The 11,257-nt window shown below is 73.8% G+C and carries 10 protein-coding genes; 8 read left to right on the top strand and 2 right to left on the bottom strand.

Annotated features, from left to right (window positions below; translation table 11 throughout):
- Window positions 1-786, top strand: a 786-nt coding sequence (locus CCN29_RS18970; protein ID WP_107481713.1) for a MurR/RpiR family transcriptional regulator, incomplete at its 5' end; no start/stop codon positions are given.
- A gap of 124 nt (window positions 787-910) precedes the next feature.
- The gene (locus tag CCN29_RS18975) at window positions 911-1,492 is read left to right on the top strand and encodes a hypothetical protein (RefSeq protein WP_086683257.1); all 582 of its coding nucleotides are present in this window, start codon (window positions 911-913) and stop codon (window positions 1,490-1,492) included.
- A 63-nt stretch (window positions 1,493-1,555) separates the two neighbouring features.
- Here the strand turns inward: CCN29_RS18975 and CCN29_RS18980 are convergent, their stop codons facing one another.
- Window positions 1,556-2,953, bottom strand: coding sequence for a type III PLP-dependent enzyme domain-containing protein (locus tag CCN29_RS18980; RefSeq protein ID WP_086683259.1), 1,398 nt, complete (start codon window positions 2,951-2,953; stop codon window positions 1,556-1,558).
- Window positions 2,954-3,086: 133 nt separating this feature from the next.
- Between CCN29_RS18980 and hutU the strand changes: the two genes are divergently transcribed.
- From hutU to hutI, 4 genes are all read left to right on the top strand, one after another.
- Window positions 3,087-4,751: a urocanate hydratase gene (gene hutU / locus CCN29_RS18985; protein ID WP_086683262.1), complete on the top strand. Its 1,665-nt coding sequence runs from the start codon at window positions 3,087-3,089 to the stop codon at window positions 4,749-4,751.
- A 116-nt stretch (window positions 4,752-4,867) separates the two neighbouring features.
- Window positions 4,868-6,070, top strand: a complete 1,203-nt coding sequence (locus CCN29_RS18990; RefSeq protein ID WP_086683265.1) for an allantoate amidohydrolase — start codon at window positions 4,868-4,870, stop codon at window positions 6,068-6,070.
- Complete coding sequence (locus CCN29_RS18995) at window positions 6,067-7,410, top strand: formimidoylglutamate deiminase (RefSeq protein ID WP_031022032.1); 1,344 nt, start codon at window positions 6,067-6,069, stop codon at window positions 7,408-7,410. Before CCN29_RS18990 ends, CCN29_RS18995 begins: the two co-directional genes overlap by 4 nt.
- Window positions 7,411-7,442: 32 nt before the next feature.
- The gene (gene hutI, locus CCN29_RS19000; RefSeq protein WP_031022033.1) at window positions 7,443-8,615 is read left to right on the top strand and encodes an imidazolonepropionase; all 1,173 of its coding nucleotides are present in this window, start codon (window positions 7,443-7,445) and stop codon (window positions 8,613-8,615) included.
- Between the two features lie 110 nt (window positions 8,616-8,725).
- Here the strand turns inward: hutI and CCN29_RS19005 are convergent, their stop codons facing one another.
- Window positions 8,726-9,640: an RNA polymerase sigma factor SigF gene (locus CCN29_RS19005; RefSeq protein WP_063829118.1), complete on the bottom strand. Its 915-nt coding sequence runs from the start codon at window positions 9,638-9,640 to the stop codon at window positions 8,726-8,728.
- A gap of 250 nt (window positions 9,641-9,890) precedes the next feature.
- On the opposite strand from CCN29_RS19005, the gene CCN29_RS19010 reads away from it, so the two are divergent.
- Both CCN29_RS19010 and CCN29_RS19015 read left to right on the top strand, forming a co-directional pair.
- Window positions 9,891-10,268, top strand: a complete 378-nt coding sequence (locus CCN29_RS19010) for an STAS domain-containing protein (protein WP_031022035.1) — start codon at window positions 9,891-9,893, stop codon at window positions 10,266-10,268.
- A 242-nt stretch (window positions 10,269-10,510) separates the two neighbouring features.
- The gene (locus CCN29_RS19015) at window positions 10,511-11,080 is read left to right on the top strand and encodes an ATP-binding protein (RefSeq protein ID WP_031022037.1); all 570 of its coding nucleotides are present in this window, start codon (window positions 10,511-10,513) and stop codon (window positions 11,078-11,080) included.
- The last annotated feature ends 177 nt before the right edge of the window (window positions 11,081-11,257 follow it).

Below are 11,257 nucleotides of genomic sequence, written 5' to 3' on the forward strand. Positions count from 1 at the left end.
GGAACGGCACGTCGGCGGCGCATCGCGCACAGCATGGTGCGGCGCGCCGCCGACGTGCCGTTCCTGTCCAGCGTGGAGCTGGCCGAGCTGGCCGGGGTGAGCCAGCCCTCCGTGACCCGGTTCGCGGTCGCCCTCGGCTTCGACGGCTACCCCGCGCTGCGCCGGCACCTGCGCGAGGTCGCGCCGGCCGAACCCGCCCCGGAGACCGGCTCGGCCAACGAGTACCAGCAGGCGGTTGAGGCCGAGATCGAGAACCTGCGGCACCTCGCGGAGGTGCTGGCCGACCCCGCGCCCGTACGGCGTGCGGGGCGGGTCCTCGCGGAGAGCCGGCCGTTGCCCGTGCTCGGTCTGCGGGCCGCCGCCGCGCAGGCGCACGGCTTCGCCTACTTCGCCGCCAAGGTCCACCCGGACGTACGGCTGCTCAACGAGGGCGGCACGATGCTGCTCGACCGGATCGACGCGGCCGTGCGGGCGGGGGCGTCGGCGCTGCTGTGCTTCGCGCTGCCGCGGCATCCCCGCGAGGTCCTCGACGCGCTCGTCCACGCCAAGGAGGCGGGGCTGACCGTCGTCACCGTCGCCGACTCGCCGTTCGCGCCGGTCGCCAAGGTGTCCGACCTGCTGCTGCCGGCCGCCGTCGGCACCGCGCTGGTGTTCGACACCGCGTGCGCGCCGATGCTGCTGGGGCGCGTGCTGCTGGAGGCGATGTGCGACGACCTGCCGGACGCGCAGGCGCGGCTGGAGGAGTTCGACACCCGGGCGGCGGCGCGCGGGCTGTTCGTGGAGTGACGCGAGGGCCTTCCCCCCGCGTCTTCTCAGACTCGTCTCAGCTTGCCCCGCTAGCGTCCGGCGCGGGGGACTTCCCCCGGGACCGAGAGGGACTTCCTCAGAATCGGATGACGGGAGGCTGGACGTGACGCGCGGAGGACAGGGGCTGGCCCGGGTGGCCGTCGTCGTACGGGCCGGGGCCGCGCCACTGTGGTGGCTGGGAGTCGTCGCCGCGGGCGCCGGGGCGTTCGTGCCGGGTCTGACGGGGCTGCGGATCGGGGCGCTGGGCGGGGCCGCGCTGTTCCTCGGGGCCGCGGCCGTCGTGGCGCTCACGCGGCGGGGCCGGTACCGCGCCCTGGCCCGGGCGGCGGCCCGGGCGGGCCGCAACGACGTGCTCCAGGACCGCGCGGTCACCGCGCGCAACTGGCGCCGGGCGCACCGCTGGTGGCTGCTGCTCGCCTTCCTCGCCGCGCTGGGCTCGGCGTGGGCGGCGCCCGCCGCGGGGGGACTGCTGCTCGCCGGGTGCGGTGCGGGGCTGTGGCTGAAGGCGGCGTGGATCGGCCGCCTGGAACGGGCCGACGACGTGCTGCTGTGGGTCCGCGTGGACTGGCTCACGTCCGCGGGCCGCCCCGTCGGCCGCACGGTCAAGGCCTACCGCACGACAGGCATCGCCGCAGGCGACGCGGCCCCGGGCGGCGCCCGCCGCAAACTGGCCACGGCGGCATAGCGGGCGCCCCGGGCGCGGGGTGGTCAAGCGCCCCGCGCCCGGGGCACGGGGGCGTACCCCGAGTCACCCCAGTCCCGTCAGGGCGTCCCTCTGGGCCGCGCCCGATTCTGTGACGATCTCCTCGATCGGCTGGGCCGGGCGGACCGTGGCGAAGGTGATGTCGCCGGAGGCGTCCTGTGCGTAGCCGAGAACGGCCGGGCGGGGGAGTGAGTTGTAGGCGTAGTGGTGCGCGAAGTAGTACGCGCCCGTGTCCAGTGCCGCCGCGTGGTCGCCCTGTTCCAGCAGGGGCAGCTCCTGCCCCTGTGCCAGCAGGTCGCCCGCGAAGCAGGCCGGGCCCGCCACGTCCTGGACGACCGCCGGGCCCTGTTTGGGCAGTCCCTTCGCGTCGTACGCGGCGATCCGCAGCGGCCACGACTGCGGCGCGTACACCGTGCGCGTCGCGACCTGCACGCCTGCGTGGGTCACCGCGACCGGGCGGCCGCCCGCGCTCTTGGCGTACTCCACGCGCGTGACCACCGTGCCGTGCTTGGCCAGCAGGGACCGGCCGAACTCGGTGACCAGCCCGTACCGCCCGTCGAACAGCCCCGGCACCGTCTCCTTCAGCAGCCGCGCGTACTCCGCGTACGTGGGGCGGCTGTCCTCGGAGGCGAAGTTCACCGGCAGTCCGCCGCCGATGTCGAGGGTGTCGACCTGGCGCCGTCCGGCCCGCCGGTTGATCTCCTCGGCCAGTTCGTACGTCTCCGCGACCCCGCGCGCCATCATCGTCAGGGCGATGCCCTGGGAGCCGGTGTGGGCGTGCAGCCGGGTCAGCCACGGCCGGTCCAGGTACGCCCGCACCACCCACTCCCGTGCGCCCTCGTCGCGCAGCGCCACCCCGAACTTTGAGGTGGCCGTGGCGGTCGAGAGCGCCTCGATGGAGCCGCCCCCGACCTGCGGGTTGACCCGGATGCCCAGCGGCGAGCGGACCTCAGCGCCGGCCACCAGCGCGTCGATGCGCGCCAGCTCCTGCGGGTTGTCCGCGTTGACGGCGATGCCCAGCTCCAGCGCCTCCCGCAGCTCGGCGAGGGTCTTCGCGGGAGAGTCCAGCACGGTGCGGCCCGGCTCCACGCCCGCCGCGCGCGCGAGCGCCAGCTCACCCGGGCTCGCGACCTCCGCGCCGATGCCCTCCTCGCGCAGCAGCCGCAGCACCGGCACCAGCGGGCTCGCCTTCACCGCGAAGGCGTGCAGCACCGGTGTGCCGGGCGCGGTCACGGCCTCGAAGGCGGCCCGCAGGTCCGCCGCCGACTCGCGGATGCCGGTGATGTCCAGCAGCGCCACGAGGGGCATGGCGTCGTCGAGAAACCCCCGCTCCACGGCCGCCCGTACCGCGGCGTCCCGGCGGGCCGCCCGCCCGGCGGCCCGCGGGTCGTCCCCGGCCGTCACGTCGCCCGTCCTGTCATCCGTCTGCTCGTTCGCGCGCATGCATCCAGCCAAACATCCCCCGGACGGCGGCGCCGACGCACCCCCTGTATTGACTAGCTCTATTCAGAGCGCGAGGATCTGAATATCCGCTGTCCGACACGCGCCGACGACGCCGTCACCCTGGAGGCACCTCATGTCCGGACCCCGTCCCGTCCGAGCGCCGCGCGGCACACAGCTGAGCGCCCTCGGATGGCAGCAGGAGGCCGCTCTGCGGATGCTCCAGAACAACCTCGACCCGGAGGTCGCCGAACACCCCGACAAGCTCGTCGTCTACGGCGGCACCGGCAAGGCCGCCCGCGACTGGCGCTCCTTCGACGCCATGGTCCGCACCCTCCAGGGGCTCAAGCAGGACGAGACGATGCTCGTCCAGTCCGGCCGCCCCGTCGGCGTGATGCAGACCCACGAATGGGCGCCCCGCGTGCTCATCGCCAACTCCAACCTGGTCGGCGACTGGGCGAACTGGGAGGAGTTCCGCCGTCTGGAGGCCCTCGGCCTGACCATGTACGGGCAGATGACCGCCGGCTCCTGGATCTACATCGGCACCCAGGGCATCCTCCAGGGCACCTACGAGACCTTCGCCGCCGTCGCCGCCAAGCGCTTCGGCGGCACCCTCGCCGGCACCATCACCCTCACCGCCGGACTCGGCGGCATGGGCGGCGCCCAGCCCCTCGCCGTCACCATGAACGACGGCGTGGCGATCTGCGTCGACTGCGACCCGCGCGCCATCGACCGCCGCATCGAGCACCGGTACCTCGACGTGAAGGCCGACAGCCTCGACCACGCGGTGCGGCTCGCCGTCGAGGCCCGCGACGCCCGCCGCCCGCTGTCCATCGGCGTCCTCGGCAACGCGGCCGAGGCCGTCCCGCAGCTCCTCGCCATGGGCGCCCCGATCGACATCGTCACCGACCAGACCTCCGCCCACGACCCCCTCGCCTACCTCCCCCTCGGCACGGCCTTCGAGGACATGGCCGACGCGGCCGCCAAGGACCCGGCCGGCTTCACCACGCGCGCCCGCGAGTCCATGGCCCGGCACGTCGAGGCGATGGTCGGCTTCCAGGACGCGGGCGCCGAGGTCTTCGACTACGGCAACTCCATCCGCGGCGAGGCCCAGCTCGCCGGGTACGAGCGGGCGTTCGCCTTCCCCGGCTTCGTCCCCGCCTACATCCGCCCGCTGTTCTGCGAGGGCAAGGGCCCCTTCCGCTGGGCCGCCCTGTCCGGCGACCCCGCCGACATCGCGAAGACCGACCGCGCGATCCTCGACCTCTTCCCGGAGAACGAGTCCCTCGCCCGTTGGATCACGATGGCCGGCGAACGCGTCCACTTCCAGGGCCTGCCCGCCCGCATCTGCTGGCTCGGCTACGGCGAACGCGACATGGCCGGCGAGCGCTTCAACGACATGGTCGCGAGCGGTGAGCTGTCCGCGCCGGTCGTCATCGGCCGTGACCACCTCGACTGCGGCTCCGTCGCCTCCCCCTACCGGGAGACCGAGGCGATGCTCGACGGGTCCGACGCCATCGCCGACTGGCCGCTGCTCAACGCCATGGTGAACGTCGCCTCCGGCGCCTCCTGGGTGTCCCTCCACCACGGCGGCGGCGTCGGCATGGGCCGCTCCCTGCACGCCGGGCAGGTCACCGTGGCCGACGGCACCCCCCTGGCCGGCGAGAAGATCCGCCGCGTACTCACCAACGACCCCGGCATGGGCGTCATCCGGCACGTCGACGCCGGGTACGACATCGCCGAGTCGGTCGCCGACGAGCGCGGTGTGCGCGTCCCCATGCGCGAGGGCGAACAGGCATGACCCATCACTCGACCAACGCCACTCCGGAACCTTTCGTCCGGCCCGCGCCCGAGCAATGCGGGCAGTCACATCAGTCCGAGCAGTCACATCAGTCCGAGCAGGACTCCTTCCACGAGATGTGGCGGCAACTGCTGCCCTTCGGACGGAACTCCGCCAGCGGCGGCTACCGCCGGTTCGCCTGGACCGGCGCCGACGCCGACTGCCGGGACTGGTTCCGCGAGCAGGCCCGCCGCCGCGGCCTCACCCACGAGGTGGACCGCAACGGCAACCAGTGGGCCTGGCTCGGCGACCCCGCCGACGGGGACGCCGTGGTCACCGGGTCGCACCTGGACTCCGTGCCCGACGGCGGCGCCTTCGACGGTCCCCTCGGCGTCGTCTCCGCCTTCGCCGCCCTCGACGAACTGCGCCGCCGGGGCGTCCGCCCGGCCAAGCCGCTCGGCATCGTCAACTTCGGCGACGAGGAGGGCGCCCGCTTCGGGCTCGCCTGCGTCGGCTCCCGGCTCACCGCCGGCGCGCTCACCGTCGACCAGGCCCACCGGCTCACCGACGCCGACGGCATCACCCTCCCGCAGGCCATGGAGACCGCCGGGTACGACCCGGACGCCATCGGCCCCGACCCCGTACGCCTCGGCCGCATCGGCGCGTTCGTCGAACTGCACGTCGAGCAGGGCCGGGCGCTGGACCTCACCGGCGACCGGGTCGGCGTCGCGTCCGCGATCTGGCCGCACGGCCGCTGGCGGTTCGACTTCCGGGGCGAGGCCAACCACGCCGGCACCACCCGGCTCGCCGACCGGCACGACCCGATGCTGCCGTACGCCGAGACCGTCCTCGCCGCCCGCCGGGAGGCCGAACAGGCGGGCGCGGTCGCCACGTTCGGCAAGATGTCCGTCGAGCCCAACGGCGTCAACGCCGTGCCCTCCCTGGTGCGCGGCTGGCTGGACTCCCGCGCCGCCGACCAGGAGCGCCTGGACGCGGTGGTCGGCGGGGTGGAGCGGGCCGCCCGCGCCCACGCCACCGCCCACGGCGTCCAGCTGGACGTGGAACGCGAGTCCTTCACCCCCGTCGTCGAGTTCGACCACGCCCTGCGCGACCGGCTCGCCCGCATCCTGGCCGAGGACGGCGGCACGACGCCGCCCGTCCTCGGCACCGGCGCCGGACACGACGCCGGGATTCTCTCCGGACGCGTCCCGACCGCCATGCTGTTCGTACGGAACCCCACCGGCGTCTCGCACTCCCCGGCCGAGTTCGCCGCCGAGGACGACTGCGTGGCCGGGGTCCTCGCCCTCGCCGACGTACTGGAAGGACTGGCCGCCCCGTGACCGCCACCCCGCGGACGTACTGGCTGGAGCACGCCTGGCTCGGCACCCACGTCGAGCCGGGCGTCGCCGTCGACGTCGCGGACGGGCGCATCGCCGCCGTCCGCGCCGGCACCCCCGCGCCCCCGCCCGGCGCCGAGATCCTGCGCGGACTGACCCTCCCCGGACTGGCGAACGCCCACAGCCACGCCTTCCACCGCGCCCTGCGCTCCACCGTCCAGGTCGGCTCCGGCACCTTCTGGACCTGGCGCGAGGTCATGTACGCCACCGCCGAGCGGCTCACCCCGGACCGCTACCACGCCCTCGCCCGCGCCGTGTACGCCGAGATGGCGCTGGCCGGCCTCACCGCCGTCGGCGAGTTCCACTACGTGCACCACGCGCCCGGCGGCACGCCCTACGCCGACCCCAACGCCATGGGGGAGGCGCTGCTTGCGGCCGCCGCCGAGGCCGGCATCCGCATCACCCTCCTCGACACCGCCTACCTCTCCTCCGGCTTCGGCCGGCCGCCCACCGCCCACCAGCTGCGCTTCTCCGACGGCGACGCGGACGCCTGGGCCGCACGCTCTTCACTTCTCAAGGACCGGGACCACGCGCGGATCGGCGCGGCCGTGCACTCCGTACGGGCCGTGCCCGCGGAGCAGCTGTCGACGGTGGCGCGCTGGGCCGAGGAGCGGCGGGCCCCGCTGCACGTGCACCTGTCCGAGCAGACCGCCGAGAACGACGCCTGCCGGGAGGCGCACGGCTGCACCCCGGCCCAGCTGCTCGCCCTGCACGGCGTGCTCGGCCCGCGCACCACCGGCGTGCACAACACCCACCTCACCGCCGAGGACATCGCCCTGATCGGCGGCAGCGGCACCGGCACCTGCATGTGCCCCACCACCGAACGCGACCTCGCCGACGGCATCGGACCCGCGGCCGCGCTCCAGAACGAGGGCTCCCCGCTCTCCCTCGGCTCCGACAGCCACGCCGTGATCGACCTGTTCGAGGAGGCGCGCGCGATGGAACTGGACGAGCGGCTGCGCACCCGCACCCGCGGTCACTGGACGGCCGCCGCCCTGCTGCGCGCGGCCACCGTCGACGGGCACGCGGCGCTCGGCTGGGACGACACCGGCGTCATCGAGGCCGGGGCGCGCGCCGACCTCACCACTGTCGCCCTGGACTCGGTCAGGACAGCGGGGCCGCTGCCCCGGCTGGGCGCCGAGACGGCCGTATTCGCCGCGACGGCCGCCGATGTGCGGCACACGGTCGTGGCAGGCCGGCACGTGGTGCGCGACGGGGCGCACACGCTGGTCCCCGACGTGCCCGGAGCACTCGCGCAGGCGATCCAGGACTTGCGCGCCTGACGACCCATGAGGACGCGACCCATGAGGACACGATGAGCGCCACCGTCATCACGAACATCGCCACGCTGGTCACCAACGACCCCTCCCTCCGCGATCCGGACCCTCTCGGCCTGGTCCGGGACGCGGCCGTCGTCATCGAGGGCGACCGCGTCGTGTGGACCGGTGCAGCAAGCAAAGCACCCGCCACTGACAACCGGGTCGACGCCGGCGGCCGCGCGGTCCTGCCGGGCTTCGTCGACTCCCACTCACACCTGGTGTTCGCGGGCGACCGCACCGAGGAGTTCAACGCCCGCATGTCCGGCCGCCCGTACAGCGCCGGCGGCATCCGCACCACCGTCGCCGCGACCCGCGCCGCGAGCGAGGCCGAGCTGGAGGCCACCCTCACCCGCCATCTCGCGGAGGCGCTGCGCCAGGGCACCACGACCTTCGAGACCAAGTCCGGCTACGGGCTGACCGTCGAGGACGAGGAACGCGCCCTGCGGCTGGCCGCCCGCCACACCGACGAGGTGACCTACCTCGGCGCGCACGTCGTCGCCCCCGAGTACGCCGACGACCCGGCCGGCTACGTCGACCTGGTCACCGGCGCGATGCTGGACGCCTGCGCGCCGCACGCCCGCTGGATCGACGTGTTCTGCGAGAAAGGCGCCTTCGACGGCGACCAGGCCCGCGCGATCCTCACCGCGGGCAGGGCGAAGGGCCTGCACCCGCGGATCCACGCCAACCAGCTGTCGTACGGGCCCGGTGTGCGGCTGGCCGTCGAGCTGGACGCGGCCAGCGCCGACCACTGCACCCATCTCACCGACGCCGACGTGGACGCGCTGGCGAACTCCGCGACCGTCGCCACGCTGCTGCCCGGCGCGGAGTTCTCCACCCGGGCCGCCTGGCCGGACGCGCGGCGGCTGCTGGACGCGGGGGTGACCGTGGCGCTGTCCACCGACTGCAACCCCGGTTCGTCCTACACCTCGTCGGTGCCGTTCTGCGTCGCGCTCGCCGTGCGGGACATGGGGATGACGCCCGACGAGGCCGTCTGGGCGGCCACGGCTGGCGGCGCCGCCGCGCTGCGGCGCACCGACGTCGGCCGGCTCGTCCCGGGCGCGTACGCGGACCTGGTGCTGCTCGACGCCCCCAGCCATGTCCACCTGGCCTACCGGCCGGGCGTCCCGCTGGTCACGGGCGTGTGGCGCAGGGGTGTGCGGGAGGTCTGAAAGGCCGCCGGACAGGCTCCCTGACACCCCAGAAGGGCGGCCTGGAACCCCTGAAGGGCGGCCCGGAGGTCCCGGGCCGCCCCTGGAGGACGGACGTCACACGGCGGGGATCACTCCTCGACCGTGAGGCCCTTGCGCAGCTTCACCAGCGTCCGGGACAGCAGACGGGAGACGTGCATCTGGGAGATGCCGAGCTCCTCGCCGATCTCCGACTGGGTCATGCCGGCCACGAACCGGAGCGAGAGGATCTTCCGGTCCCGCGACGGCAGTTCGGCGATCAGCGGCTTCAACGACTCGATGTACTCGATGCCTTCGATCCCGTTGTCCTCGTAGCCGATCCGGTCGGCCAGCGCGCCCTCGGCGTCGTCCTCCTCGGGCTGGGCGTCCAGCGAGGAGGCGGTGTACGCGTTGGACGCGGCCATGCCCTCGACGACCTCGTCGGCGGTGATGCCCAGCCGGTCCGCCAGCTCGGCCACCGTCGGCGCGCGGTCGAGCTGCTGGGCCAGTTCGTCGCCGGCCTTGGCCAGGTCGAGACGGAGTTCCTGAAGGCGGCGCGGTACGCGCACGGACCACGAGGTGTCGCGGAAGAAGCGCTTGATCTCGCCGATGATGGTCGGCATCGCGAAGGTGGGGAACTCCACACCACGCGTGTGCTCGAAGCGGTCGATCGCCTTGATCAGGCCGATGGTGCCGACCTGGATGATGTCCTCCATGGGCTCGCTGCGCGAGCGGAACCGGGAGGCGGCGAACTTGACCAGGGCGAGGTTCAGTTCGACGAGCGTGTTGCGTACGTACGAGTACTCGTGACTGCCTTCGTCGAGCGACTCCAGGCGCTCGAACAGGGTCTTGGACAGGGCCCGGGCGTCGACCGGGCCCACCTCGTCGTACGGGGGGATCTCCGGGAGTCCGGCGAGTAGACCGTCCGGGACGGCTCCGAGGCCGTCCTGCTCGATGGGATCCAGATGTTCCGGAGGTGGTGTCGACGTCGCTCCATGGGTAGGCGATGCGTCGAGCCGGGGTGACATGATGTCCTCCATCGTTCTCGGCATATGGCTGCCGAAGCCGATACGTGCACTGCGGTGTGCGGCGCCTCCAAAGCCGGCCGTGTCGGGTACGTGTCTTTACTAGCCCTACCGGCTGCTCGGAGCCCGCCGCAAGTGCGTTCTGTGCGGTTATGTCCGTTTGTGCGTGATTGTTAGAGTGTCGATGCGTGGCCGGAAGGCGTAATGTTCGAGAGCGTCAGGAACAGTCACGGCCTCGGGAGAGAGAGACGGCATGGACCGCGGGACGGTCGGCAGCGCACAGTCGGGCCGGCTTCTGGTCGAGGTGCGAGAAGAAGGCCCCAGCGCCGTCGTGACCCCGGCGGGTGAGTTGGACCACCACACCGCCGATCTGTTGCGGGAGCCCTTGGAGGACTGCCTCGCGAGGGGTTTCAAGCGGCTCGTCATCGACTGCTCCCGGCTGGAGTTCTGTGACTCCACGGGGCTGAACGTGCTGCTCGGCGCGCGGCTGAAGGCCGAGGCGGGCGGGGGCGGCGTGGCCCTGGTGGGGATGCAGCCCGTCGTCGCGCGCGTGTTCGAGATCACGGGGGCGGACGCGGTGTTCGCCGTCCACGACACGCTCGAGGCGGCCCTGGCCGACGATTCCGCGTGACGCGGGCCGGCGGGCCGGGCGGGGTGCTCGTATCGCACCCGTCGGCCGCGGGGGTCCCCGCGCGGGTCTTTTCGTGCGAACACGGGGGTGTTCCATCCCAAGGCTCGGGCAGGAGACACCCTGTACGTCCCGGACGCGGTGGTCGGGAGGGCGCCGAGAACCATTCGGGCCGTCCGTGCGTGACCGACCGGGTACGGAAAAATTTGCATGGTGAACTGGTGACACGGTGAGGTGAAGCGCTGATGAGCACCACCCGGCCCTATTCGCCGGGCGACCGCGGTCCGGAGCCCAGCGGCGCTTCCGGGACGCCCGGGGGCGCTGCACCGGCCGCAGGCGGCCCGGACGGCGGCGTGGCCGCGCCCACCGCCGCCGCCCCGGCGTCCCCGCCCGGTCCCCCCGGCGGCGCACAGGCGCGCCGGCTGAGCTTCGAGGACCAGAGCGGGGTCGTGCCGATGGCGCGTGACTTCACGCGGCAGGCGCTGTACGACTGGGGCTGGCTGCCGGCCGCCACCGCGGACCGGCGGGCCGCCGCCGAGGACGTTCTGCTCGTCGTGTCCGAGCTGGTCACCAACGCGTGCCTGCACGCGGAGGGGCCGGACCTGCTGACCATCACCTGCGACCGCAAGGTGATCCGCCTCGAGGTCACCGACCGGGGCACCGGCCAGCCGTCGCCCCGCACGCCTCACCGCGCGGGGCGCCCGGGGGGCCACGGCATGTTCATCGTCCAGCGGCTGTGCCTGGACTGGGGCGTGCTTCGGACGCCCGACGTGGCGGGAAAGACGGTCTGGGCCGAACTCGGCACACCGTCGTAACGCCGGGTCACCTCCCGGCACCCGGTACGGCCGGACGCCTGCCTCCGGCCTCCAGTCGCACGCCGGGTGCGGGTTGCGTTGTGGTTGCGCGCGCAGTTCCCCGCGCCCCTGAGGGACGCCGCCGCCTGCGGGCAGTCGTGCCGCTGGGGCGGTGGGGGTACCTCCCGCTCGAGCGAA

It is taken from the genome of Streptomyces pseudogriseolus (genome assembly GCA_002154585.1).
GTDB lineage: Bacteria > Actinomycetota > Actinomycetes > Streptomycetales > Streptomycetaceae > Streptomyces > Streptomyces pseudogriseolus.

Bases quoted from the DNA above. Each gene is read 5' to 3' on its own strand.
- CCN29_RS18980 (WP_086683259.1), bottom strand. From the start codon at position 2,953: ATGCGCGCGAACGAGCAGACGGATGACAGGACGGGCGACGTGACGGCC.
- CCN29_RS18990 (WP_086683265.1), top strand. From the start codon at position 4,868: ATGTGGCGGCAACTGCTGCCCTTCGGACGGAACTCCGCCAGCGGCGGC.
- hutI (WP_031022033.1), top strand. From the start codon at position 7,443: ATGAGCGCCACCGTCATCACGAACATCGCCACGCTGGTCACCAACGAC.
- hutU (WP_086683262.1), top strand. From the start codon at position 3,087: ATGTCCGGACCCCGTCCCGTCCGAGCGCCGCGCGGCACACAGCTGAGC.
- CCN29_RS19005 (WP_063829118.1), bottom strand. From the start codon at position 9,640: ATGTCACCCCGGCTCGACGCATCGCCTACCCATGGAGCGACGTCGACA.
- CCN29_RS19010 (WP_031022035.1), top strand. From the start codon at position 9,891: ATGGACCGCGGGACGGTCGGCAGCGCACAGTCGGGCCGGCTTCTGGTC.
- CCN29_RS19015 (WP_031022037.1), top strand. From the start codon at position 10,511: ATGAGCACCACCCGGCCCTATTCGCCGGGCGACCGCGGTCCGGAGCCC.